This window comes from Cupriavidus gilardii, from assembly GCF_017598945.1.
Taxonomy (GTDB): domain Bacteria; phylum Pseudomonadota; class Gammaproteobacteria; order Burkholderiales; family Burkholderiaceae; genus Cupriavidus; species Cupriavidus gilardii_E.
In genome coordinates this window covers 16,681-41,915 of record NZ_JAGFTW010000019.1, presented here as the reverse complement: position 1 = coordinate 41,915, position 25,235 = coordinate 16,681, and the positions used below count along the sequence as shown (strand labels likewise).

The following is a 25,235-nucleotide window of genomic DNA, read 5'->3' as shown; positions in this document are numbered from 1 at the left end:
TGGAGAGAAGGGATGAGGGAATCAAGCGGCCGGTCCTTTGGCCCGCTGTTGCGTGCGCGGCTGGACAAGCTGCTGGTCCAGCTTGCGGCGCTGCTGATGTTCTGCGGCGTGCCGCCCTCCAGCTGGGCACAGGGCGATCCGCCAGCCGGCAACGCCCCGTTGAAGATCGGCTCGAAGCGTTTCACCGAGTCCTATATCCTCGGCGAAATCCTGACCCAGACCGCGGCCACGGCCGGCCCCGCGCGCCACCTGGCGGGCCTTGGCAATACCGCGATCGTCTTCGCCGCGCTGCGCGCCGGCAGCATCGACCTGTATCCGGACTACACCGGCACCGTCGCCGCCGAGCTGCTCCGGCTGCCGCCCACCGCCACGCTGGCGCAGATCCACGCCGCGCTGGCGCCGCTGGGGCTCGGCGCGGCCGTGCCGTTGGGCTTCCAGAACACCTACGCGATCGCGGTGCGCGGCGAGGACGGCAAAGGTCCGCAAGCCGCCGCGGCGCCTGCCAATCTGCGCACGCTGACCGACCTGGCGCAGGCGCCAGCGCTGCGGTTGGGTCTGTCGCATGAATTCCTCGGCCGCGCCGACGGCTGGCCCACGCTGGCCAGCCGGTACGGATTGCCGCAGCGGCCGATCGGGCTCGACCACGGCATCGCCTATGAGGCCCTTGCCGCCGGACAGGTCGATGCGATCGACATCTATTCGACGGACGCCAAGATCCGCGCCTATCGGCTGCGCGTGCTGGAAGACGATCGCCAGGTGTTTCCGCGCTACGACGCCATCGTGATGTATCGGCTCGATGTGCCGCAGCGCCATCCGGCCGCATGGCGGGCGATCGCCGGCCTCGAGGGCCGCATCGACGGCGAGCGGATGATCGCAATGAACGCGCAGGCGGAACTGGACGGCGCCAGCTTCGACTCGGTGGCGCGGCGCTTTCTGGCAGGCGATGGCGCCGCGGCGGACCAGTCCGCCGACAAGCGGGCGCGGTTGCTCGGGGCCTTGCTGGGACCGGATACCTGGCGGCTGACGCGCCAGCATCTGGCGCTGGTGGCCGGCGCCGTGGGCGCCGCGGTGGTGGTCGGCGTGCCGCTGGGCGTGGTCGCTGCGCGCCGGCGGCGGCTGGGGCAGGTCGTGCTGGCGATCGCCGGCATGTTGCAGACGGTGCCGTCGCTCGCGCTGCTGGCTGGACTGATTCCACTGCTGGGCCGTATCGGGCTATGGCCCGCGCTGGTGGCGCTGTTTCTCTATGCCTTGCTGCCGATCGTGCGCAATACCTGCACGGGGCTGCAGCAGGTGCCGGCCGGCCTGTCGGATGCCGGCCGCGCGCTGGGGCTGACCGGCCGCCAGTGCCTGCGTCATGTGGAATTGCCGCTGGCCCTGCCGGTGATTCTGGCCGGCATCAAGACCGCGGTCGTGATCAGCGTAGGCACGGCGACCGTCGCCGCCTTCGTCGGCGCGGGCGGCTATGGCGAACGCATCGCCACCGGCCTCGCGCTCAACGACGACACGCTGCTGCTGGCCGGCGCGATCCCCTCGGCCTTGCTTGCGCTGCTGGCGCAGGGCGTCTTCGAGGGGATCGAGCGCTGGCTGCTGTTCCGCGGGCAGCGCAGCGCCGAGAACGCTCGGAACGCTCAGAAGTGATGACGCATGCCGACCATCACGCCGATGCGCGTGGTGCTGTCGACATCGAGCGCGGGCGTGCCCGCCCAGTACTCGGTCTCGCGCCCGACCGCACCGCCACGCGCACGGGCGGCATCGGCCTCGACGTAGACGTGCGTCCGCTTCGATAGCGCATAGTCCGCCACCACCGCGATGCTGTCGGCGTTGCCGCTGCCCAGCGGCACCGGCACGTCCTGGAACTGCGTGGCCACGTTGCCGTTCTGCCAGTAGCGGTAGTAGGCGCCCGACAGATGCAGCGCCGGCGTCAGCTGGTAGCCCAGGCCCGCGAAGGCGATCGCATGGCGCGCATCGCTCGCCGATTCGCGCCGGCCCATATGGCCGACGAACGCCTTGGCCTTGCCGAACGCATACGAGCCCCCGACCGTGTAGTTGCGCACCGTGCCGCTGCCGTCGTCGTTCTTGCGCTGGTCGTACGCCACGCCGAACGCGATCGCGCCTTGCTGGTACAGCGCGCCGCCGCCGAGCGTGGTGCCGCGGACCAGGCTGCCGGGCTGCTCGCCTGCGCCGTAGTCGAGCTGCACGGTCAGCGGGCCCATCGTGTGCTGGTAGACCACGCTGTTGTTGATGCGGTAGTCCTGGATGAAGATGTCGCCGCCCAGGTACAGCGGATCCGACCAGAAGTTGCCCCAGCCCTGGTCGAGCGGATTGAAGGCCCAGCCGATATTGTTCAGCGCGTTGTACTGGCGCCCGAAGGTCAGGCTGCCCCAGTTGCCCTTGAGGCCGACATAGGCTTGCCGGCCGAAGAACGCGTTGTAGCCGAGGCGGCCGTCGTCGCTGCCGACGCCGGCTTCGAGCTGAAAGATCGCGTGGTTGCCGCCGCCGAGGTCTTCGTCGCCCTTCAGGCCGAAGCGGCTGCCGACCATGCCGCCGGAGACCAGCGCCGCCTGATCGTTGTGATGGCCGTCGAGATTCGAGGTGTAGCGCACCGCCGAGCTGACGATGCCGTACAGCGTGACGCCGGGCTCGGCTTGCGCGGCGGCAGGGAAAGCGGCGACGGGCAAAAGCCCGGCCGCCAGCAGCCAGGGGCTGGCTGTCTTCTTCATGGATTGTCCTCCGAGGTCGGACCGCCCGACGCGTGGCGCGCCGGCGAATCCGTCAGGCCGATGGCCTGCGGTACCAGTCCCGCGCGGGCACGCGGGTCGTCATCGGGCGCGGCGCGGTGGCGCGCGTCCCGGGCGAAGGTCGAAGTGGGCGACGTTGCCTTGCTGGCGGCGAATGCCGGCAGTGGAGCCGGGCAAGCCTGGGCGGTGCCGAACGGTCCGGCGCCGCGAGAGTGGGCCCGAAGGCCCAGTGGCGTGGTTCGCCGGCGCCCACCTCGCGCGTCGTTCCGGCTATGGCAGGGCGGACGGTGAAGGCATGTTCCGGGTCGACCCCGGTACGGCGAACGGGCGGTAGTTTACCCGCATTCCGGGCGAGGTCCGAAACGTGGTGTGCGAATGCCCGTGCGGGAGGGGCCGTGTGACGTCTAAACGATGTTCGCGAAAACGGGCATTTTTTGAACGATCGGAGGCCCGCTTTAAACGCGTTGCTCCTGATCGGACAGCGTGTTAACGACCCATCGCCGCCAACCCCCGCTCCAGATCCGCAATCAGATCGCGCGGATCCTCCAGCCCGATATGCAGCCGGACGATCGGACCGCGGGCCGACCAGTCGCTGACGCTGCGCGCACGCTTGAGGTCCGACAGCGTGGCGAGACTCTCGTAGCCGCCCCAGGAGGCGCCGATGCCGAACAGCGCCAGGGCATCGACGAAGCGCTCGGCGGCGGCGACATCGTGGCCGCGCAGCTCGAAAGAAAGCAGGCCGTTGGTGCCGGTGCAGTCGCGCTGCCACAGCGCATGGCCGGGATCGTCGGGCATCGCCGGGCAGAACACCGTGGCGACTTCGGGCCGCTGCGCGAGCCAGTCGGCCACCGCCAGCGCGTTGGCCTCGTGCATCGCCAGCCGCGGCGCCAGGCTGCGGATGCCGCGCAGCACCAGATAGGCGTCGTCGGGGCTGACCGCGATGCCGAAGCTGTCGGCCAGCGTGGACAGCGGCGGCCAGGCGTCCTCGGTGGTCGTGACCGTGCCCATCATCACGTCCGAATGGCCCGACAGATATTTGGTTGCGGCCATGATCGAGACATCGGCGCCGAGCGCCAGCGGCCGGTATTGCAGGCCGGAGCCCCAGGTGTTGTCGGCAACGAGCAGCCATCCGTATTGGCGCGCCAATGCCGAGAGCCGGCGCAGGTCGCACATCTCGTAGACCAGCGAGCCCGGGCATTCGGCGTACAGCATGCGGGTGGCCGGCTGCATCCGCTGTTCGATATCGCTGCCGTCGGCGGCGTAGAAATCGACGCGGATGCCGTGGTCGCGCAGAAAGGTGTTGGCCAGATGGCGCACCGGTTCGTAGACGCAGTCGGCCATCAGCACATGGTCGCCGGGGCGCAGATAGGCCAGCAACGTCATGCCGATCGCGGCGAGCCCGGTCGGGAACAGCCGCGTCCGATGGCCGCCTTCGAGCGCGCAGACCGCGTCCTCGAGCGCGAAGCTGGTCGGCGTGCCGCGGGCGCCGTAGGTGAACAGGCGCGCCTCGCCACGCCGTGCGCGCGCGTCGCGCTGCTGCGCCACGGTGTCGAACAGCACCGTACTGCTGCGCACGACCGGCGGATTGACCGGACGGCCGCCCGGGTAGTCGCGCGCCTTGCCGGCGTGGATCAGCGTGGTCAGCGGCGAATGTTGGGTGGAGTCGGACATGGCGTCGGAGCGGGCGCTGGCAATCAGTCGAATCAGTCGATCTTCGCGCCCGACAGCTTGACGATGCGCGACCACTTGGCGATATCGCTCTTGAGCTGCGCGGCGAAGGCCTCGGGCGTGCTGGCGACGACCTCGCTGCCGCCGTCGTGGATCAGCTTGACGACCTCCGGCGACTGCAGCACCTGTGCGATCGACGCGCGCAGATAGGCGACGCGCTCCGGCGAGGTGCCGGCCGGCGCGAAGATGCCGTACCAGTCCTCGAAGCTGGTGTTCTTGTAGCCGAGCTCGTCGAGCGTCGGCACCTTGGCGAACACGCCCAGGCGCTTGGGACTCGTCACCGCCAGCACGCGCATCTTGCCGCTCTGCACGAAGCCCGCGATCGACGAGGTCGAGGTGATCAGCGTCGTCACCTGGCCGCCGAGCAGGTCGGTGATGGCCGGTCCCGCGCCCTTGTAGGGCACGTGCGTCAGCGCGATCTTGTGGTCCTTGTCGAGGACCACGCCGACCAGATGGGACAAAGTGCCGTTGCCCGGCGTCGCATAGGTCAGCCTGCCCGGTTCGGCCCTGGCCTGCGCGACCAGATCGGCGAAGGTCTTCAGCGGCGATTCGGCCGGCACGACGATGGCGAGCGGCGCGGCGTTCAGCTGTGTGATCGGCGTGAAGCTCTTGATCGGATCGAAGCCGGCCGACGAGTACAGCGTCGGATTGACCGCCATCAGCGAGACCTGCGAGGTCAGCAGCGTATAGCCGTCCGGCTTGGTCTCGGCCACCAGCTTCGCGCCGATATTGCCGCCGGCGCCGCCGCGGTTGTCGACCACCGCGGGCTGTCCGGTCACGGCCGCCAGCTTGTTGGTGACGATGCGGGTGATCGCGTCATTGCCGCCGCCGGCGGGGAAGGGCGAGACGAAGCGGATCGGCTGGCTCGGATAGCCGCCGACCGGCGTCAGCGGCTGCGCGTTGGCGCTGGCGCTGGCGGTGGCGATCGGGGCCGCGCTCAGTTGCACCGCGGTCAGCAGGCCGAGCATCGACAGGGACAGGGTTCTTTTCATGGTGACTCCTCCAGGCGTGGTGGGAACTACGGCAGGCGGTAGCTGCCCAGCTCCGCGGCGTCGAGCTGGGAGATCAGATTGGTTTCCCACGCCAGGTACTGGCGCGCGGCGGCCTTGTTGCCGTCGTGGCGGTCGTGCACGAAGAACAGGTAGTCGATGCAGTCGCGGTCCGCGGGCTCGTTCGGCGATGCGGTCAAGGGAAGGCCGGCGGCCGTCCACGCCGGCATGCCGCCGTCGAGCACATGCGCCAGCGACCGCTGTCCCGCCGGCAACGACAGCGAAGCGGCGGCCGCGATCTCGGGCTGCTCGGCGATCAGCACCAGCGGGCGGGTTTGGCCGGCCACGTCGTGCGCCAGGCGCGGCCGGATCGACCAGCGCACACCGGGGATATGCGCTTTGCGGTAGTCCATGCTGGCGCGCAGATCGATGGCGACGACCTCGCCGCGGTCGAGATCGCGCGCCAGACGCGCGGCATCGACGGCGGGCAGCGCGGGCAGCGCGATCGCGGTGGGCGACCTCAAGGACAGGCCGCTGCGCAGGCCGTCCGCCAGCACATGGGCATCGTGTCCCAACTGCCGCAGCCAGCTCGCCACCACCGGCGCGCGCACACCGTCGTCGTCGAACAGCACCAGCCGCGCGCCGCGCACGCCGACGTATTGATCGGTGGCCTGGATCAGCTGGCCGCCGGGCGTGTGTTGGGCGCCGGGCAGCGTGCCGCGCGCGAATTCCTCGGGCGTGCGCACATCGCACAGAAACAGCGTGCGCGTGGTGTCGCGCGCCCAGCCTTGCACGGTCGCGGCGTCGACGGTTTCCACGCCGTGGCGTTCGGCCACACGTGCCGCGGCGGCGCGCATCGGTTCGAGATCCGCCGTCGACGTCTTCTCGGGATAGTGGCGATCGTTGCCGTGCTCGAGCGGGTAATCGGCCAGATACCAGCCTTGCGTGCCGTTCTCCAGCGCGTAGACCGGGTTGGGCACGCCCAGATTGATCAGCGTCTGCGCGCCGATGATGCTGCGCGTACGGCCCGCGCAATTGATCACGATCGGCGTATCGTCGTCCGGCACCAGATCGCGCAGGCGGTAGGCGAGCTCGCCGTTGGGGCAGCAGATCGCGCCGGGGATATTCATCTTGCGGTACTCGGACAGCGGGCGGCCGTCGAGCACCACCACCTTGTCGCCGCGCGCCCGCATCGCATGCAGCTGCTCCGCGCCGATGCGCGGCGTATGCAGCTTGTGTTCGACCAGCTCGCCGAAGGTCTTCGAGGGCACGTTGACACCGGCGAACAGCGCATGGCCGGCCGCGGCCCAGGCCGCGGTGCCGCCGCGCAGCACATGCACGTCGGTATAGCCGGCGGCGTGCAATGCCGCGGCGGCCGGCACGGCGACGCTCTCGTCATGGTCGTAGACCACCACGCGCACATCGCGGCGCGGCACCAGGCGGCCGACCTCGACCTCGAGGCGGCTGTAGGGCAGCGGCACCGCGAGGAACAGATGCGATTCACCGTACTGGCCGTGCTCGCGCACATCCAGTAGCGCGATCTCGCCGCCGTCATGCAGCCAGGTCTTCAGGGTCGGGGCGTCTACGTAGTGAGTCATTGCGGGTCGTTGCAGGTTCATGGGCCAGCGGTGCGACACGGCTCGCCGGCGGAATTCGAGCAAAACGTTCCCCTGGCCGAGGACAGCCATACGTGGCGAGGGGAGGGGGACAAGACGGAAGGGGCCGCCGTCCTCGATGCGCTGCTGCCGATCTGTCGCGGCTCGAGGACGGCAGCGTGGGGGTCAGCGGCGCGTCTGCACGCCGACCGACATCACCTGATAGCGGCCGGTCTCGAGGTCGAATGCGATGCGTTCCTTCAGCGTTTCGAGCGCGCGGCCATACATGTGCAGATGGCGGATGACCTGCTCGCCCTGGATCTCGACCGAGTGGATGTCGTCCGGCATCAGGGCGATGCCTTCGCCCGGACCGACCGGCACGGTGCCGGCCTCTTCGAGCTGGCCGACGCCGGGCTGCGAGCCGTCGTCCAGCCGGCGATAGACGTAGTTGGTTTCTTCGCCCTCGACCGCGGCGATGCAGGCCCAGGTGGTGTGGTTATGCGGCGGAATCCGTTTGCCCGGACGCATCACGTTCAGATAGAGCGCATAGCGCTGGTCCGGATCTTCGCTGATCAGATAGCGGGCCTGACGCTCGCCGGCCTCGGGCGGTGCGAAATCGGCCTCGCTCCACCATTCGCGATGGGCCGCCAGGCCCTTGACCACGGCCAGCACCTGATCCAGCGCCTCACGCGTCAGCGGCTTGTTTTCAACAATATCCTTAATGCTTTGAATGGCGTGATGGACACCGGCGGTACGGGCTTCGGCGCGCGCTGGAGCGAGGCTCATCGAACAACTCCTGAAAGGGACGGGTCTGGAGCCACACTGTACTGAACGGGATGGGGCCGAACAACTTAGAATATTGCGCAATCATATAAGCATCCCTTATATATTCTTCATGCGCCATCTCGACCTCGAACTGCTGCGGACGCTGGTCGCCATCGCCGAGCACACCACCTTTGCGGCCGCCGCCGAGGCAACCCACAAGACCCAGTCAGCGGTCACCCAGCAGATGCAGCGGCTGGAGGAGCAGGTCGGGCTGCCGCTGTTCGACAAGCAGGGCCGCAGCAAGCGGCTGTCGCCGCATGGACAGAAGCTGCTCGAATACGCCAAGCACATGCTGGCGATCAACGACGAGGCCCTGCGCGCGCTGCGCGAGGGCAATCTGGAAGGCGCGCTGCGCATCGGCGCGCCGCACGATATCGCCGACACCATGCTGCCGCCGCTGCTCGCGCATATCGCACGCAGCTCGCCGAAGCTGCAGCTGGAAATCCATGTGGGGCGCAGCCCCTTCCTGATGGAGTCGCTGCGCCGGGGCGAGATCGACCTGACGCTGTCGACGCGCAGCGATCCGACGCTGGAAGGCGTGGTGCTGCGGACCTCGCCGACCGTGTGGATCTGCGCGGCGGACTATGTGCACGACATCTCCAGGCCGGTGCCGCTGATCCTGGCCGACGAGCCGAGCCTGTTTCGCCGGCTGGCCCTGGAGGCGCTGGAGCTGGCGCAGGTGCCGTGGCGGCCAGGCTATCTGGCGCCCAATCTGATCGGCATCAAGGCGGCGATCCGCGCCGGCCTTGGCGTGACGGCACGCAGCATCGAGCTGCTCGGGCCGGACATGCGCGTGCTCGGCGAGAACGACGGCATGCCGCGCCTGCCCGATGTCGCGTACTACCTGTGGATGCGTCCCGACGTGATCAATCCGGCCACGCGGCAGGTCTACGAGATGCTGAAGTCCACGCTGGGCCTGAACGCGACCGCGGCCGGACCGTCCCAGGGCTGAATTTCTCCCGCCTGCCTGCCCCCTGCCTGCCCGCCTGCCTGTCTGCGTGTCCACGCTGGCGCGTAGGGCGGGGCAACACAGCCGATACCGCTGGTTTCGACCGCCAGCTTGCATGCCCTTCGGCGTTCGCATAGACTAACCAAAACGTTTTGGTTAAGGGCTTTTTGATCATTGAGCGGCGAAATACGCACAGACGCGCATAGACGTACCCGCACGGCTCACCGACCGTGCCAACACCAATAAGCCGCCGCTTTCCATCCAAGGAGGAGACCCCATGTCCCAACCCGCAATCGCGGCCGTCGACGAGGTATTGCCGTGGCGGCGCCTGTTCGCCTTCGGCATGCAGCATGTACTGGTGATGGCCGCATCGCCGATCGCCTCGGTCTTTCTGATGAGCAAGGCGCTCAACTTCCCGCCCGCGCTGGCGATGCAGCTGCTCAGCGCGACCTTCGTGATCTGCGGCCTCGGTACCTTGCTGCAATCGTTCGGGCCCAGGGGCATCGGCGCGCGGCTGCCCTTCATCATGCTGCCGGGTGGGGCGCCGATCGTGCTGTTCATCCTGATCGCGCAGCAGACCGATGTGCAGACGGCCGCCGGCGCCGTGATCCTGACCGGGGTGTTCTATTTCCTCGTGCTGCCGGTATTTCGCCGCTGCCTGCGCTATTTCCCCCCGGCGGTGGTCGGCACCATGCTGCTGCTGGTGGCGATCAATCTGGCGCAGGTTTCGGGCAAGCTGATCGCCGGGCAGCCGGGCACGCCGGGCTTCGGCGCGCCGATCAACCTGCTGCTGGCGTTCGCGACGATCGCCTTTACCGTGCTGTTCTCGCGCGTGCTGACCGGCATGCTGGGACAGCTGGCGATCCTGCTGGGGCTGCTCGGCGGGGCGCTGGTGGCGGTGGGCATCGGCGCCTTCCACAGCGAGCATCTGTCGCTGTGGCCGGTGCTGGCGCTGCCGTCCGCCTTGCCGTTCGGCATGCCGAAGTTCGACCTGATCGCGGCGATTCCACTGATGGTGTTTTCGATCGTGTCGATGGTGGAGGCCACTGGCCAGACCATCGCGATCGGCGATGCGGTCGGCAAGCCGATCGACGAGCAGCGCGACGTGCCGCGCACCATCCGCGGCGATGCGTTGACCTCGCTGCTGGGCGGCCTGTTCGGGACGTCGCTGATCATCACCAGCGGCGAGAACATCGGCATCGTGCGGGCGACCGGGGTGCGCTCGCGCTACGTCACCGCGGTATCGGGCGGCATCCTCGTCGTGTTCGGACTGCTGGCGCCGGTGTCGTCGCTGATCGCCGCGATTCCCGAGGCGGTGGTCGGCGGCACCGGGCTGATCGTCTTCTGCATCGTCGGCACCATGGGCATCGACATGCTGCGCAAGGTCGATCTGCGCGACCACGCCAACATGTACATCGTCGCGGTGGCGCTGGCGGTCGGGCTGCTGCCGATCCTGGTGCCGGGCATCTATGCCAGCGTGCCGGCCAACATCCGCATCCTGGTCGGCAACGGCGTGGCGATGGGGGCGATCACGGCGGCGCTGATGAACTTCCTGTTCTTCCATACCGGGCTGCGGCGCGGCATGCAGAAGGTGCCGGTCGCGCATTGAGTCGGCCTTTGATGGTCCCGTCGGTTTTCTCCCCTCTCCCGCAAGCGGGAGAGGGGCGGGGGAGAGGGCTAGGGCGGTCGTCATGGCTGACGCTGCTGGTCAATTCACCGCCGATTTCCCTCTCCCCAACCCTCTCCCGCAAGCGGGAGAGGGAGCAGTCATCCGCTTATCTGGCCATGCCGCTGCATGCATGCGCCGCAACCCGTAGACCGTATGTCGTTTTCTTCTTCCGCCTTTTCCGATCCCTTCGCCGATCCGGACCGCACCGCACTGCGGCCCGCGTCCTTCGACCGCCCCCAAATCCTGCTGCCCGAATGGACCCTGCTGCGCGGCGGCATGGTGCGCGACCACGCGATCGTGGTGCAGGACGGCCGCTTCGCCGCGGTCGGCCCGGCCGCGCAGATTGCCGCGCAATTCCCGCATCTGCCCACGCTGGCGCTGCCGCGCATGCTGCTGATGCCAGGGATGATCGACACCCATCATCACCTGACGCAATCGTTCGGCAAGTCGCTGGTATTCGGCGAGCCGTCGGAGATTTTCCGGCGCGTGTGGGTACCGCTCGAAGGCAGCCTGACCGAGACGCATCTGTACCTGTCGTCGAAGCTGGCCGCGCTCGAAGCGCTGCGCGGCGGCTTCACCACGGTCTGCGATGCCGGCACGCGTGCCGATGCGGGACTGGAGGCGATCGCGCAGGCGGTCGGCGAGGCGGGCGTGCGCTGCGTGCTGGGCCTGATCTGCAACGATCGCCCCGGCGGTCAGACGCTCGATGCCGCGCCGATCCTGCGACGTGCCGAGCGCCACCTGGCGATGTACGGCGATGATCCGCTGGTGGTGCCGTCGCTGGCGATCTCGATTCCCGACGTGGCCAGCGACGCGATGCTGCGCGACGTCTATCGCCTGTGCGAGGAGGCGGGCCGCGTCTTCCAGACGCATGCCAACGAGCATCTGGTCGCGGTCGAACGCTCGCTCAATGCAAGGCGCCAGCGGCCGATCGAACATCTGGAGGCGGTCGGCGCGCTGGGCCCGGCCGCGCTGCTGGCGCACGCGACGCTGGTGACGCCGCACGAGATCCGGCTGCTGGCCGAGCGCGGTGCGGCGGTGGCCTACAACCCGGTCGCCAGCGCATGGAAGGGCAATGCGGTGGCGCCGGCCGAAACGATGGCGACCTTCGGCGTGCGCCTGGGCCTCGGCACCGACGGCACCCGCAGCGACGGCTTCCGCCTGCTGGACTATGCCGAGGCGGCGCAGCGCTTCGCCTTCGGCATCGGCGTCGGCGACTCGTCGTGCGGCGCGGGCTGGCGCTGGCTCGACATGGCGACGCACGATGGCGCCGAGGCGGCCGGACTGGGCAAGATCACCGGCGAGATCGCGGCGGGCAAGCAGGCCGACTTCCTGCTGGTCGACTGCGATGTGCCCGAGATGACGCCGTCGTGGGACCTCAGTTGGGAACTGGTGCGGCTGGCCAATCGCGACCAGATCCGCGGCGTCTTCGTCGATGGCCGGCTGCGCCTGTGGGACGGCTGGCCGCTGGACTGGGACGCGCGCGCGCTGATGCGCGAGATCCGCCAGATGGCGGAGCAGACCATCGCCAACGCGCCGATCACCAAACTGCATGATCCGGCCGACGTCCATCGCGCCGCTTGCGGCGCGTCGTTCCGCGGAGCAAAGGGCGGGGCGCAGGCATGATGCTCGATACGACGATGCTGAGCGTCTGGCTCGCCGTGTTCGCCGGCGCGCTGATCCAGGGCACCACCGGCATGGGCTTCGCACTGATCGTGGTGCCGGTGCTGGCGCTGGCCGCGCCCGCGATGCTGCCCGGCGCGCTATTGATCGCAATGCTGCCGTTGAACGCCTATGTGGCCTGGCGCGAGCGGCATGCGATCGACCTGCGCGGCGCGAAGTGGATCAGCGCCGGACGCCTGGCCGGCACCTTCGGCGGCCTGTGGGTGCTGGTCGCGGTGCCGATGGCCTGGCTCAACGCGCTGGTCGGCGGCAGCACGATTCTGGCGGCGCTGGTGTCGCTGATTGCGCCGGCCTTCACGCCGGGCCGACTGACCTTCGCCTCGACCGGCCTGATCACCGGCGTGACGGAAACCGCCACGGGCGTCGGCGGACCGCCGCTGGCGCTGGCCTATCAGCACGCGCCGGTGGCGACGCTGCGCGCCACCGTGGCGCTGTGTTTTCTGGTGGGCGAAGTCATCTCGCTGATCGTGCTGGCGGTGGGCGAACGCCTCGGCGCGCCGCAATGGCACTACGCGCTCGGCATGCTGCCTGTGCTGGTCGCCGGCATGTGGGCCAGCCATCTGGTGCACCGGCGCATCAACCAGCGCGCGCTGCGCATCGGCGTGCTGGTGTTCGCGCTGGTGTCGGGTCTGGTGGTGCTAGTGCGCGGCTGAGGCCGAAGACGCGGAAGACGCGGAAGACCCGGAAGTCCGGGAAGACGATTCGCGCGGCACCAGCTCCGGCAACGGTGCCGCGACCGACGAGCGCTCGCGCCGGCCGGAGATATGTTCGAACAGCAGCTCGACGGCCAGCGATGCGACCCGCTCGAGATGCAGATTGACCGCGGTGATCGGCGGCTGGTGGCTGCGCGCGCGAATGCCGTCGTAGCGGGTCGCCACCATCAGGTCCTGCGGTACCCGCTTGCCGAGCGACTGCGCGTGTGCGATCGTGCCCACCGCGAACGCATCGACCGGCGCGCACAGCGCATCGATGTCCGGGTGCTCGCGCAGCAGCGCGGCGCAGGCGGCGGCGCCGCCGGCTTCGCCTTCGCTCTCCTGCGCGGTGACGATATGACAGGGCAGGCCGGCCGCGGCGACGAAGGCCCGATAGGCGCGCTCGGTCTCGACATAGGATTGCCGCGCGGTGGCACCGATCAGCAGCCCGATGCGGCGGCCGCCCTGCGCGTGCAGGTGCTCGAGCAGCAGCCGGGCGGTGTATTCCGATTGCAGGTCGACATAGGGCACCGGATCGTCGGTGCCGGGCTCGCGCCCGATCGACACGATGCTGACGCCGCGCTGGCGCAGCAGCGCGACATGCGCGTCGTTGGCGACCGGCTCGATGACGATGGCCCCATCGATGTCCAGACTGTCCAGCAGCCCGCCCGCGCCCTCCAGCGGCGGCACCAGCACGACGCCCTGGCCGCGGCCCAGCGCCGCTTCGGCCGCGATGGCCGCCACTTCCATCATGAAGCCCAGGCGCGAGGTGCCGCCGGCCACCGCGAACGGCATCGACGACACCAGCGCGATGCTGTTGGCGCGCCCCGAGCGCAGCCGCTGCGCGCGCACGCTGGGCCGATAGCCGAGCTGCTGCGCAATCTGCTTGACCCGGGCCCGCGTGGCCGGATCGACCACGCCGCGATCGTTGAGCGCATGCGACACCGTCGTCAGCGAGACGCCGGCCTCGCGGGCCACGTCATGGATCGTGATGCGTCGTTGCGGGGCGGATGCGCTCGGCCTCGGGTCTTTCATGCGTGATGGGTGACGGAGCAGGGTAGCGGTGGCAATGCGGTGGTGGCAGTGCGGTGGCAAGCATACACCAGCGATCCCGCCGCTCCCTCGCGCATGTCACGCGATCACGCGATCACGCGATCAAGCGGTCACCGTCACCACATGCGCCGAGATCCGGCCCTCGATCGGACCTTCGCCGAACTGGCTGCGCAGCGCGGCCTCGCAATAGTCGGTGGCGCGCTGCAGCGCATCGCCACCGCGTCCGTCGAGCTCGGCCCGCATCGGCGTGGCCTGGCAGAAGCCGATCGCCGGCACCTGGGGCGAATCGGCCCGGCTGCGCTTGGCGACGGTGTCGACTGCGGGAATCGTGGCGAAGCCGCCGGCGCTCAGGTCGCGCTCGATGACATCGCGCCGGTGATAACCATGCGGGGTGCGCGCCATGAAGTCCGGCGGCGATTCGGGAAAGCACTCGGCCAGTGCGCGCGAGACCGCGTTGGCGAAATCGTTCTCCTCGATGCGGTCCCAGACATTGAACAGCAACGTGCCGCCAGGCCGCAGCACCCGGCGCGCCTCGGCGAAGGCGCCCGGCTTGTCGGGGAAGAACATCACGCCGAACTGGCACACCACCAGATCGAAGCTGCCATCGTCGAACGGCAATTGCATCGCATCGGCCTGCCGCCATTCGGCCACGCGGCCGTCGAGTCCGGTCGCCTCGGCTCGCGCCAGCATCGGCGCGTTCAGGTCGGTGACGACGAGCTCGGCTTCGTCGGGCAGCACCCTGGCCATCGCTCGCGTGACCACGCCGGTGCCCGCGGCGATTTCCAGCACGCGGGAAGGGCGCCGCTCCGCCACGCGGCCGGCCAGGTCGTCGGCATAGGGCTGGAAGATCATCGGCACCAGGTAACGCTCGTACAGCTCGGGAATCGGGCCCGTGAACAGCTTGTCGGTGTTCGGTGTGGCCATGGTGGGTCTCCTGGCAGGCGGCGGGGGCGGGGCGCCCGGCGCTTGTTCGTCCTGCCAGTCCATGCTAGTCGCCGATCCCGGCTGGGGCGGTGTGAACCGATGACCTTCCGGCGAAATGCGCAGGCAGCGCGGCTTCACCGAGGCGGGCGCGGGGCGTCCAGCCCGATCTGTGCTTTTGTGCTCGCTTTGTTCGTTCTCGAACGGGAAGGAGGGCGTGGAAGTTTGGCCGCCTGGCTCAGCTGCATACGATCTGGCGCATCGCCATGCCGAGCGGCCTGGGCGATCGGCGCACCGCGCCGTTCCAACCATCGTTGCACCATCCATCCACTCAGGAGCCTGATCTTGCAAACCACCCGTACTCCGCTGCTTTCGCCTCACCTTGCCACCAGCCGCACCACGCTCGACATCGACGGCCCCCACGACGGGGGCTACGGCCAGTTCCGCGAATCGCGCATCACGATCGATACCGATGCGCGGCTGGACAGTCCGGGCGAGCCATTCTGGCTGGCCCATCCCAAACTGACCGGCGTGGTGAGTGGCGTCGTTGCCTTCGGCCTGGTCGCCGGCGCGACCGGCATCACCTTCGCCACCACGCATGACTGGCTCGCCGCGGCCGCGGTATTCGGGCTGGGCAATACCCTGATGGGCTGCGTGGGAAATTGCATACTGAACCGCTTGTCGGAGTCGAGCGCATGAGCGCACGCCGTCCGGCACCGCGCCACCCTGACGGCTACTCGACCGTCGGGTGATATCCCGGCTCGGCCATCTCGAACGCCGTGCCGCGATGCGCCAGCGGTGGATAGATCCACCGCTGATTGATCTGGCGTTTGAGGACCTTCGCTTCTGCGCCGGCCAGCTGGACCTGGCGCTGCCAGCCCTGGGTCAGCACCGCGCCCCAGGGCCCAAGGTCCAGGCACGTGACATAGCGCGGCTGCACATACGGGGTCGCCGGCACGCCGAGCAGATCGGCCATCGCGTTGTTGCCGGCGACCCGACCCAGCGGCATCGCATGCTGGCAGGACATCAGCGTGCGGTGGCCGGCCTCGTCGGTCTGCGCGCTGGCCGCATCGCCGGCAGCGAACACGCTCGCCGCACCCGGTACGCGCAGATCGCGGTCGACCAGCAGCCGTCCGGCGCCATCGCGTTCGGCCGGAATCTGCCGGGTCAGCGCACTCGCCTGCACGCCGCCGGTCCAGATCACGGTGGCGGCATCGATCCGCGCGCCATCGCTCAGCAGCACGCCGTTCGCGTCGACCGACGTCACCGCGACGCCGAGCCGGCGTTGCACGCCGAGCGCGTCCAGCGCCTGCTCGATGACCGGACGCGGACCCGGTCCGAGATCGGGGCCGATGGCCTCCGCCCGCTCCACGATCACGACATGCACTTCGCTGTCGTCGCCCAGCGCGAGGCGCAAGCGCGCCGGCAGTTCGGCGGCCGTCTCGATGCCGGTAAAGCCGCCGCCGGCCACCACCACCGTATTGCGCGATGCCGACCGCGGCCGCTCGGCCAGCGCCTGCAGATGCCGCTCCAGCGCGACCGCGTCTTCCCGCTGATCGACGCTGAAGGCGAACTGCGCCAGGCCGGGCACCGCCGGCATCGCCAGGCGGCTGCCAGCGGCCAGCACCAACCGGTCGTAGCCGATCCCGCCGCGCTGGCCTTCGCCATTGCGCAGCGCAAGGCGGCTCGCGGTCGTGTCGATGGTTTCCACCCAGCCTTCGACGAAGCGCACGCCGACCGTGTCGAACAGCACATCGAGCGGCGCCGCCATCCGCGCCGGCGCGCTTTCATGGAGGCGAGGCCGCAGCGTGAGGGCCGCTTCGGGCGCCACCACCACGATCTCGATGGCATCCGGCGCGACGCCGTGGCAATCGCGCAGCCTGGCCGCGGCCAGCGCCGCATACATGCCGGCAAAGCCGGCCCCAACGATAACGACTTGCTTGCTCATGACACCCCACGATGGCGACGACAGCGGATCCGGTCGGATCGGTACGTGGGGATGGTAGGGGCGGCGAGTTGCGCCGGAACAGTACCAAGATCTGACGAAATGCAGGCACCATCGGGCCGAGGCGCGCGATACCGCCGCGGCCGGGGCTCAGCGCATCTCGGCCAGCAGCGCCATCAACGTGTCGCAAGCCGGTGCCAGACGGGCCTCGCTCAAATTGGTGATGCCCAGCAACAGGCCGCGCTCGTGCCGCTGCGGCTGCGCATACCAGCGCGAAACGGGCGAGGGCGCCACACCCCGGCGCACCGCTTCGGCGGCGATCGCGCGGTCGTCGCAGCCGGGCGGCAGACGAAGCCGCACCGCCAGCCCGGCGATCGCATCGATGTCCGCGTGCGGGCCGAGGCGGGCGCGCAGCGCATCGCGCCGCTGTGCGTACAGGGCCTTCATATGACGCAGATGGCGCAGATAGTGGCCCTCGGCCATGAACTCGGCAAAGGCCAGTTGTGTGGCCAGATTCGGCGCGGGTGCCAGGCAGCCCGCGACCTCGGCAAAGCGTTCTGCCAGCGGCAGCGGCGCCACGACGAAGCCCAGCCCCAACGACGGACTCATGGTCTTGCTGAAGGTCCCGATATGGATCACGCGGCCATGCCGATCGCCGGCCGCCAGTGCCGGCGTCGCGCGCCCCTGCAATTGCAGTTCGCTCAGATAGTCGTCCTCGACGATCCACGCCTGCGCGCGGACGGCCCAGCGCAGCAGCGCCTGGCGCCGTGCCGGCGACATCGGCACGCCGGTCGGTGCCTGCTGGCCGGGCGTGACGACCGCGAGCGCGGCGTCCGGTGCCAGTGCGAGGCCGCGTTCCACGTCGATTCCATGCGCGTCGACCGGGATTGGCACCGCGCGCACCCCGGCCAGCTGCAGGCCGCTGCGCGTGACCATATAGCCGGGTTCTTCGATCCATGCGGCGCGGCCGGCGAGCTGCAGCGCGGTCAGCGTCAGCCCCAGTCCGCCGCGATAGCCCGCGGTCAGGATGATCTGATCCGGCGCGCAATGGATGCCGCGTGCGATCGCCAGATAGCTGGCCAGCTGCGCCCGCAGCGTCGCCGTGCCACGCGGATCGGGATAGGTGACCGGCGACATTGCGCCGGTGCGCAGGGCACGCGCACGCAGCCGCGACCACAGCTTGGCCGGAAACGCGTCCTGCGCGGGCACGCCCATCTCGAACGGCAACGGCGGGGCGGAGAAGTCGTGCAGGATGCCGCTCAGCGGAGCGTTCAGCGCCGGCGCCGGCGGCGGCGCCGAATCGACGCGTGCCGGCTGCGCGGCCACGCGCGTGCCGGCGGCTCCGGCCGTGACGATCAGCCGCTCGTCGATCAGCCGTTCGTAGGCGCTGCGGACGGTGCCGCGGCCGACGCCAAGCCGGGCCGCCAGATCGCGCCACGATGGCAGCCGGGCGCCGGGCGCCAGCCGTCCATCGCGGATCGCCACGCGCAGATTGCTGGCGATCTGGGCGCTCAGGGGTTCCGATGACGATCGGTCGAGGCTGACGTCGAGGCTTGGGTCCATGCGAGGGAATGGATCGGTGTTTCGATCGGTGCCGGGCGGCCGCATCGCGACGGGCCGGCTCGGGACAGGCATTCTAAGCCGCAGCCATCGTGGGGACGACATGGTTGGAGGACATGGCGGGGGCGACATGGAGAGCGGCGGCGTTTTGGCCTAGAGTGGCGACAGTGGCCGCGGCGAGGGCTCGTACGCGCCGCTCTCCCTGCATCGCTTCCTGCATCGCTTGCCGTTCGGAGGACATCGCCATGGACCGTCCGTTATTGCGTCGGCTGCCGCGCCGGTTGCCGACCTTGCTGCCCTTGCATCGATTCCCTGCGCAGCGGCCCGATCCGCGTCGCCGCCGGCTGCTGGCGATGGCCGGCGGCGCGATGCTGCTGCCCGCGGCATGGCCCGGGCTGGCCTCGGCGCAATCGCCGTCCCCATCGCCGTCCCCATCGCCATCGCCACAGCAGTCCGTGCCCCGGCCATCTGGCAGCAAGCCGATGCAGATCGGCGTGATCGGCAGCGGCCGCATCGGCGGCACAGTCGGTGGACTGTGGGTCAAGGCGGGCTATCCGGTCCTGTTTTCATCGCGGCATCCCGACCAGCTCAAGCCGCTGGTCGACGGGCTCGGCCCGCTGGCACGGGCCGGCACCGTGGCCGAGGCGGTCGCGTTCGGCGACGTGCTGTTCGTCGCCGTGCCCTACGGCGCGTTGCCCGACATCGGCAAGGAGCATGGGCGCGCAATGGCCGGCAAGGTGGTGCTGGACGCCACCAACGCCTATCGCCATCGCGATGGCGCCGCCGGCGAGGAGGCGCTGGCCAATGGCATCGGCGCGACCACGGCAAAATACCTGCCGGGCACGCGTATCGTGCGCGCCTTCAATTTCACCAGCGCCAGCGACTTCGCGACCCGCCACCACCAGGAACCGAGAATCGCGATACCGATTGCCGGCGACGATCGGGCCGCGCTCGACACCGCTTCGGAACTGGTGCGCGCGGCCGGCTTCGAGCCCGTCGTCGTCGGTCCGTTGAAGATCGCCGACAGCTTCGCGCCCGGCGGACCCCTGTTCCGCCAGGTCGGCAGCGCCGAGGAACTGCGGCAGAAGGCGAGGGCGGCGGTGCCTGCGGCGCCGGCTTCGCGTTAGCGCTGGGCGACGCCCATGCCGATAGAATCCCGGCGACAACAACACCGGATCGCTGGCCACAGCCGGACGGCCATTGCATCGAGGAGAAAACGACGATGAGCGCGACGAGCAACCCGACCATCCCGCAACCCACCGACGCCGCCCGCCTTGGCGCGTGCGGCTACATCCTCCACATGCTGCTGCAGCGCGTCGAGCAGCAGCAGCCCGGTTTGCTCGACGAGCTGATCCGCGGCGTGACGGCCGACCGGGATAGCGTCCAGGCGCAAGCAGTGGGCAACGCGCAGAGCGACGATGTCTTCGCCGAGGCGCTGCGCATGCTGTCGCTGGCCAACGATCAACGCAAGCTGCAAAGCCAGCCCTAGCCGTCATTGGCGGGCGCGCCAACGACCGCGCCACGCTGGCGCGCGTGCGTCTGTTCACGCCGCGGCCGAAGCGCGGCCCCGGCAGTGTAAACTGCGGGGTTTTTCACTCAGGCGCTATGTTGCAAGTGCCCCCGAGCGCAGGCCCCGGCGGACAGACGCTGATCCGCCTGCTTGCTCAGCTGACCGAGGCCAAGGCCCCCGAACCGGTCCCATCGCTGTCGGGCCAGCTCAGCCAATGGCTGGGCTGGACGGATGCGATCGCCCTGTCGTCGGCGCTCAATGGCCATCCGCCGGCCGCGCCGGCCGCGCCGACCGCTGCCGGGCGTGCCGCAGCCGGCGACGACGAGGCGGAATGCGCCCGCGTACGCAAGATGCTGACGGACGCCATCCGCGATGATCGCGCGTCGGCCAGGGGACGGCGCGCACCGGTCCGCCCCATGCCGGCGGAAGCCCTCGATGCGTCCGCCGACTTCGCGATCTACCGCCAGCGCTATCTGACGCTGCAACAGCGGATGGAAACCGCGATCGGCGAGCTGCGCGGCCGACTGCGCTCGGCGCTGACCCGACAACCAGGCAAGGCGCGGCTGGCAATGCTCGATGCGGTGATGGAACGCGTCATGGGGCCGCGCGAACAGGCGCTGCTGGCCAACGTGCCGGCCGTGCTCGAGGCGAACTACCAGCGGCTGCGCCAGGCCGAGGAAAGCGCGCTGGCCGACGCCCAGGCAGGCGAGGCGGCCGCAGGACCGACGCTGCGCGGCGCGTGGCGCCGCGTGTTCCGACGCGATATGGAAGCCATGCTGCTGGCCGAACTGGACCTGCGCTTCCAGCCCGTCGACGGATTGCTTGCAGCCCTTGGTGGCAGTTAACCAGAACATCATGACCCGACTCCCTATCCAACTTGTTGTGTTTCTGGCCGGCCTGCTGGCCGTCTGCTGGATCGGCGCCGGCTACGCGGGCTCGAATTTGCTGGCGCTGGCGGTGACGCTGCTGATCGGCGGCTTCTATCTGGCGGGCGCGTTCGAACTGCAGCGGTATCGCCGCGCCACCGCCAGCCTGACGCAGGCGGTCGGCGATCTTGCCGAGACGCCATCCAGCCTCGGCACCTGGCTCGAGCGCATCGATCCAAGCCTGCGCCAGGCCGTGCGTCTGCGAATCGAAGGCGAACGAGTGGCCTTGCCCGGACCGGCGCTGACCTCGTATGTCGTCGGGCTGCTGGTGTTGCTCGGCATGCTGGGGACGTTTCTCGGCATGGTCGCCACGCTGAAGGGGACCGGGCTGGCGCTCGAGACCGCGACCGACCTGCAGGCGATCCGCGCATCGCTGGCCGCGCCGGTCAAGGGCCTGGGCTTTGCCTTCGGCACCTCGGTGGCTGGCGTGGCGACCTCGGCGATGCTGGGCCTGCTGTCGGCGCTGTGCCGGCGCGAGCGTATCGAGGCGGCGCAGGCGCTCGACGCCCGTATCGCGACGACCCTGCGCGTCCACTCGCCCGTCCATCAGCGTGAGGAAGCCTTCAAGCTGATGCAGCGCCAGGCCGAGGTGATGCCGGCCCTGGTCGACCGGCTGAACGCCATGATGACCGCCATGGAACAGCAGAGCGTGGCGCTGACGGAGCGCCTCTCGGCCAGCCAGGACGCCTTCCACGGCAAGACCGAAGCGGTCTACACGCGCCTGGCCGCGTCCGTCGAGCAATCGCTGAAGGACGGCGTCGCCGAAAGCGCGCGCGCTGCCAGCGCGGCGATCCAGCCGGCGGTGGAGGCGACCATGAGCGGCCTCGCGCGCGAGGCCGCGGGTCTGCGCGAGACCGTCACCGAGTCGATGCGCCAGCAACTGGAAGCCCTGGCGTCCCGCTTCGATGCCACCACCGCGCAGGTGGCCGACGTGTGGAACGCGGCGCTGGCCGAGCATCGGAGCGCCAGCGCGGTACTGGCCGGCGATCTGCGCAAGACGCTGGACGGCTTCGCCGCCAACTTCGAGCAGCGCTCGACCGGGTTGATCGAGCAGGTCGCCCAGCGCATGGACACGGCGGCAGCGGATACCGCTGCGCGCTGGAAGGACGCGCTGTCGGGGCACGAACGCACGGTCGGCGCGATCGCGGCCGAAAACCAGCAGGCGCTGGCGACCGCGGCCAGCGCCTTCGAACAGAACGCCAACGCACTGCTGACCACGGTCGCGCAGGCGCAGGCCGAACTGCGCGCGCAACTGGCGGCCCAGGACGAACAGCGGCTGGCGAACTGGAGCACCACGTTGTCGGCCCATGAGCGCACGGTCGGTGCGATCGCGGCGGAGAATCAGCAGGCGTTGACGACTGCCGCGAGCACATTCGCACAACATGCCGACGCGCTGCTGACCACGGTCGCGCAGGCGCAGGCGGAACTGCGCGCGCAACTGGCGGCGCACGACGACCAGCGCCTCGCCAACTGGAGCGCGACGCTGGACGGCATCGCCGCTGGCCTCCGCCAGCAATGGGAACAGACCGGTGCGGACATCGCGAGCCGGCAGCAGCAGATCTGCGAAACGCTGGAGCGCACCGCACAGGAAATCACCGCCCGGACGCAGGCCCAGGCCAGCGCCACCATCGCCGAGGTCGCGCAGCTGGCGCAGGTCGCCGGCGAAGCGCCGCGCGTGGCGGCGGACGCCATTGCCGAACTGCGGCGCAAGCTCTCCGATGAAATGGCGCGCGACAACACGATGCTCGAGGAGCGCACCCGCCTGATGGAAAGCCTGTCCACGCTGCTCGACAGCGTCAATCGGGCCTCCACCTCGCAACGCGAGGCGATCGATGCGCTGGTCGGCAGCAGCGCCGAACTGCTGGAGCGCATCGGTTCGCGCTTCACCGACACGGTGGAGGCGGAGACCGGCAAGCTGATCGACGTCGCGGCGCAGGTCACCGGCAGCGCGGTCGAGGTCGCCAGCCTGGGCGAAGCGTTCGGCGCGGCGGTGCAGCGGTTCGGCGAGTCGAACGACAAACTGGTCGCGCACCTGCAGCGCATCGAGTCCGCGCTCGACAAATCGATGGCCCGCAGCGACGAACAGCTGGCCTACTACGTGGCGCAGGCGCGCGAAGTCGTCGACCTCAGCATGCGTTCGCAGAAGCAGATCCTCGAAGACCTGCAGCAGGTCGCCGGCCAACGGGCTCCGAACGCAGAGGCGGCATGAGAGAGGAAATCGACGCCGGCGTCGAGCCGACCGTACCGACATGGGCCGTCTTCGGCGACCTGATGTCGGTGGTGCTCGGCGCCTTCGTGCTGATTCTGCTGGGCGTGATCGGCATCCAGCTCGAACTGGCCTCGCGCCTGGACAACGAGGTCAAGCAGCGCCAGCAGGAGATGCATCGCCGCGAGAGCCTGGAAAAGGCGCTGGCCGGGCCGCTGGCGGCGGGGCGCGTGACGCTGGTCAACGGACGCATCGGCATCAGCGGCAGCGTGCTGTTCGAACTGAACTCGGCGCAATTGCAGCCGGAAGGCCAGGAGGTGCTCAAGAGCCTGGCCGCGCCCTTGAAGACCTACCTGCGCAATCGCGACGAGATCCTGATGGTCAGCGGCTTCACCGACGACCGCCAGGTGCGCGACGGCAATCGCCAGTTCGCGGACAACTGGGAGCTGTCGGCCCAGCGCGCACTGACGGTGACCCGCGCGCTGATCGATGCCGGCGTGCCGGCGTCGCTGGTCTTTTCCGCGGCGTTCGGCTCGCAGCAGCCGGTCGCCTCCAACAAGGACGCCCAGGGCCGCGCGCGCAATCGCCGCGTCGAGATCGCGCCGATCCCGCGCGTGTCGATGGGAACAGGGAAGTCCGGTGGCTAGCCTCGGCCTCGACGACATGCTGGCGCGGATCGCGGCATGGCGCGACAGCGGCGCCGAGCGGGTGGACCCGGTCCGCTTTCGGCTGCTCGAGGCACTGGCGCGCCGCGTGCCGGCCCACAGCGGCGAGGCACGGCGCCGGCTCGAGGACAAGCTGACCGGTCTCGTACAGGCCTATGAGGGCGTGCTGGATCGCGCGGCAGGCAAGTCGGCCCAGCCGGAGCAAGCGCCGGAGCAAGCGCCGGAGCAAGCGCCGGAGCAAGCGCCGGAGCAAGAGCCGGCGCAAACCCGGCCCGCGGCCGGTCCGCTGGCGGCACTGGTACGCGAGCTCCGAGGCGATGCCGATGGGCAGGACCTGAACACGGCAGCAGGTGCCAGCGCGCCCCGGCACCCGCCTGAGCCCGATCCGGAACTGGTCGATTATGTCCGCCAGACCTGGACCCGACTCAGCGCCGACCGCGCCTGGCGGCAGTCGCTCGAACGCGTGCCGGAAAACGCCGGACCGCTGAACTCGAACCACCTGATCCACCGCGCGCTGTCGGCGATGCGCGAGTTGTCGCCGGGCTATCTGCAGCAGTTCCTGTCCTATGTCGATACGCTGTCGCGGCTCGAGCGGATGAACGGGGACAGTGCGGCGGACACCAGGGGCACGCCGCCGTCCAACGCGCCGGCCAGGAACGCGCGCGGCAAGACGCGCCAGTCGCGCGCCAGGCCAGCGCCGCAGGCGAAAGGTTAGGGCGCCGAACGGCGCGCTCGCCAGCTTGGCGTAGCGCCAATGTGCTAGGCTCCCGCACTTTGCCCTTGAAGCCTTTGCCAATGCAGCCATCGCTCGCCGCCTTTCGTGCCGCGCTTGCCAGTTTCGTCAGTTCGAGCGCGCTGAAGCTCGCCCTCGGCCCGGTCGTGGTGCTGCTGATTGCCGGTGCGGTCTATCTCGGCTTGCCGCTGGTCATGCTGATGACCGGTGTCGTGCCTCCGTGGCTGCAGGCGTTGTACGGCGGCTCGGGTGGGGTCGCTCAGACGCTGCTGGTGGTGCTCTACCAGCTGGCGCTCATTCTGCTGGTAGCGCTATGGACGATGCCGGGCGCCATTGCACAAATCGGTGGCGATTACCCGGCGGCCGGCCCGTCGCCGGAGGCCATGCCTGGCCTGCGCGGCGCGGTGGCGCACCATATCGGGACCTATATCGTGCTGTGTGCGCTGATTCAGTTTCTGGGCAACGTTCCGCTGCTGTACGCGGCGGCCAACCTCGCCGCGCAGGCCTGGCTGGCGATGCGCCTGCTGCCATACCTCGCGCTGCGCCGGCGCGCGTCGGCAAGCGAATTTGCCGCGCTGACGAAACGGTGGCGGCTGCCGTTTGCCGGCGTTGCCATGGCCGGCATCGTGCTCAGCGGCCTGATCGCCGCGGCGATCTCCGGCGCGATCGCGTTCCTGATGCCGGGACCGGCCGCCTTTGCCGGCGTCACGGTCGGCCGTGTGCTGGGGATGCTGTTTCTCGTGTATTGGTTTGCACACCTGTCGCTGCGGGCGCTGACTGCGTTGCGCGCGCAGGCGTCCAGCACGAGCCCGGCGTTGTCGTAAGCAAGGCGTCGCCAAGGGCAGGGC

The 25,235-nt window shown here is 69.6% G+C and carries 22 protein-coding genes; 13 read left to right on the top strand and 9 right to left on the bottom strand.

The window, feature by feature from the left end:
• Positions 1-96: 96 nt before the first annotated feature.
• Positions 97-1,638: a glycine betaine ABC transporter substrate-binding protein gene (locus J5T34_RS08080; protein ID WP_208579361.1), complete on the top strand. Its 1,542-nt coding sequence runs from the start codon at positions 97-99 to the stop codon at positions 1,636-1,638.
• On the opposite strand, the gene J5T34_RS08075 is transcribed toward J5T34_RS08080, so the two are convergent.
• The 5 genes from J5T34_RS08075 to J5T34_RS08055 form a co-directional block, all read right to left on the bottom strand.
• The gene (locus J5T34_RS08075; RefSeq protein ID WP_208579287.1) at positions 1,629-2,720 is read right to left on the bottom strand and encodes a porin; all 1,092 of its coding nucleotides are present in this window, start codon (positions 2,718-2,720) and stop codon (positions 1,629-1,631) included. The two genes, J5T34_RS08080 and J5T34_RS08075, sit on opposite strands and share 10 nt — an antisense overlap.
• 504 nt (positions 2,721-3,224) lie before the next feature.
• Positions 3,225-4,409: a cystathionine beta-lyase gene (gene metC / locus J5T34_RS08070; protein ID WP_208579286.1), complete on the bottom strand. Its 1,185-nt coding sequence runs from the start codon at positions 4,407-4,409 to the stop codon at positions 3,225-3,227.
• A 32-nt stretch (positions 4,410-4,441) separates the two neighbouring features.
• Positions 4,442-5,434, bottom strand: coding sequence for a Bug family tripartite tricarboxylate transporter substrate binding protein (locus J5T34_RS08065; RefSeq protein ID WP_208579360.1), 993 nt, complete (start codon positions 5,432-5,434; stop codon positions 4,442-4,444).
• A gap of 50 nt (positions 5,435-5,484) precedes the next feature.
• Entirely contained in the window at positions 5,485-7,053 is a 1,569-nt protein-coding gene (locus J5T34_RS08060; protein WP_208579285.1) for a rhodanese-like domain-containing protein, read from the bottom strand.
• Between the two features lie 183 nt (positions 7,054-7,236).
• A complete protein-coding gene (locus J5T34_RS08055) occupies positions 7,237-7,836 on the bottom strand; it encodes a cysteine dioxygenase family protein (protein WP_208579284.1) in 600 nt (199 codons plus the stop codon).
• A 109-nt stretch (positions 7,837-7,945) separates the two neighbouring features.
• Between J5T34_RS08055 and J5T34_RS08050 the strand changes: the two genes are divergently transcribed.
• The 4 genes from J5T34_RS08050 (at position 7,946) to J5T34_RS08035 (ending at position 12,829) form a co-directional block, all read left to right on the top strand.
• A complete protein-coding gene (locus J5T34_RS08050; protein WP_208579283.1) occupies positions 7,946-8,827 on the top strand; it encodes a LysR substrate-binding domain-containing protein in 882 nt (293 codons plus the stop codon).
• Between the two features lie 274 nt (positions 8,828-9,101).
• Positions 9,102-10,433: a uracil-xanthine permease family protein gene (locus tag J5T34_RS08045; RefSeq protein WP_208579282.1), complete on the top strand. Its 1,332-nt coding sequence runs from the start codon at positions 9,102-9,104 to the stop codon at positions 10,431-10,433.
• Between the two features lie 213 nt (positions 10,434-10,646).
• Positions 10,647-12,119: an amidohydrolase family protein gene (locus tag J5T34_RS08040; protein ID WP_208579281.1), complete on the top strand. Its 1,473-nt coding sequence runs from the start codon at positions 10,647-10,649 to the stop codon at positions 12,117-12,119.
• Positions 12,119-12,829 carry a sulfite exporter TauE/SafE family protein gene (locus J5T34_RS08035; RefSeq protein WP_432207640.1) on the top strand — a complete coding sequence of 237 codons (711 nt, stop codon included), beginning with the start codon at positions 12,119-12,121 and terminating at the stop codon, positions 12,827-12,829. Before J5T34_RS08040 ends, J5T34_RS08035 begins: the two co-directional genes overlap by 1 nt.
• Here J5T34_RS08035 and J5T34_RS08030 read toward each other — a convergent pair.
• Both J5T34_RS08030 and J5T34_RS08025 read right to left on the bottom strand, forming a co-directional pair.
• Positions 12,815-13,903: a LacI family DNA-binding transcriptional regulator gene (locus J5T34_RS08030; protein WP_208579279.1), complete on the bottom strand. Its 1,089-nt coding sequence runs from the start codon at positions 13,901-13,903 to the stop codon at positions 12,815-12,817. The two genes, J5T34_RS08035 and J5T34_RS08030, sit on opposite strands and share 15 nt — an antisense overlap.
• 120 nt (positions 13,904-14,023) lie before the next feature.
• Complete coding sequence (locus J5T34_RS08025; protein ID WP_208579278.1) at positions 14,024-14,845, bottom strand: class I SAM-dependent methyltransferase; 822 nt, start codon at positions 14,843-14,845, stop codon at positions 14,024-14,026.
• A 342-nt stretch (positions 14,846-15,187) separates the two neighbouring features.
• On the opposite strand from J5T34_RS08025, the gene J5T34_RS08020 reads away from it, so the two are divergent.
• Complete coding sequence (locus J5T34_RS08020) at positions 15,188-15,541, top strand: hypothetical protein (RefSeq protein WP_208579277.1); 354 nt, start codon at positions 15,188-15,190, stop codon at positions 15,539-15,541.
• 34 nt (positions 15,542-15,575) lie between these two features.
• Here the strand turns inward: J5T34_RS08020 and J5T34_RS08015 are convergent, their stop codons facing one another.
• Entirely contained in the window at positions 15,576-16,790 is a 1,215-nt protein-coding gene (locus tag J5T34_RS08015) for an NAD(P)/FAD-dependent oxidoreductase (RefSeq protein ID WP_208579276.1), read from the bottom strand.
• 147 nt (positions 16,791-16,937) lie between these two features.
• Positions 16,938-18,350: a PLP-dependent aminotransferase family protein gene (locus J5T34_RS08010; protein ID WP_208579275.1), complete on the bottom strand. Its 1,413-nt coding sequence runs from the start codon at positions 18,348-18,350 to the stop codon at positions 16,938-16,940.
• A 350-nt stretch (positions 18,351-18,700) separates the two neighbouring features.
• Between J5T34_RS08010 and J5T34_RS08005 the strand changes: the two genes are divergently transcribed.
• From J5T34_RS08005 to J5T34_RS07975, 7 genes are all read left to right on the top strand, one after another.
• The gene (locus tag J5T34_RS08005; protein WP_432207639.1) at positions 18,701-19,474 is read left to right on the top strand and encodes an NADPH-dependent F420 reductase; all 774 of its coding nucleotides are present in this window, start codon (positions 18,701-18,703) and stop codon (positions 19,472-19,474) included.
• A gap of 95 nt (positions 19,475-19,569) precedes the next feature.
• The gene (locus tag J5T34_RS08000) at positions 19,570-19,836 is read left to right on the top strand and encodes a hypothetical protein (RefSeq protein WP_244258764.1); all 267 of its coding nucleotides are present in this window, start codon (positions 19,570-19,572) and stop codon (positions 19,834-19,836) included.
• Between the two features lie 116 nt (positions 19,837-19,952).
• Complete coding sequence (locus J5T34_RS07995) at positions 19,953-20,702, top strand: DUF3348 domain-containing protein (RefSeq protein WP_208579274.1); 750 nt, start codon at positions 19,953-19,955, stop codon at positions 20,700-20,702.
• 10 nt (positions 20,703-20,712) lie between these two features.
• Positions 20,713-22,992, top strand: a complete 2,280-nt coding sequence (locus J5T34_RS07990) for a DUF802 domain-containing protein (RefSeq protein WP_208579273.1) — start codon at positions 20,713-20,715, stop codon at positions 22,990-22,992.
• A complete protein-coding gene (locus J5T34_RS07985; RefSeq protein WP_208579272.1) occupies positions 22,989-23,636 on the top strand; it encodes an OmpA family protein in 648 nt (215 codons plus the stop codon). Before J5T34_RS07990 ends, J5T34_RS07985 begins: the two co-directional genes overlap by 4 nt.
• Positions 23,629-24,369, top strand: coding sequence for a DUF2894 domain-containing protein (locus J5T34_RS07980; protein WP_347880640.1), 741 nt, complete (start codon positions 23,629-23,631; stop codon positions 24,367-24,369). The genes J5T34_RS07985 and J5T34_RS07980 overlap by 8 nt, the downstream gene beginning before the upstream one ends.
• Before the next feature lie 80 nt (positions 24,370-24,449).
• Positions 24,450-25,211, top strand: coding sequence for a hypothetical protein (locus tag J5T34_RS07975; RefSeq protein WP_208579271.1), 762 nt, complete (start codon positions 24,450-24,452; stop codon positions 25,209-25,211).
• Positions 25,212-25,235: the final 24 nt, after the last annotated feature.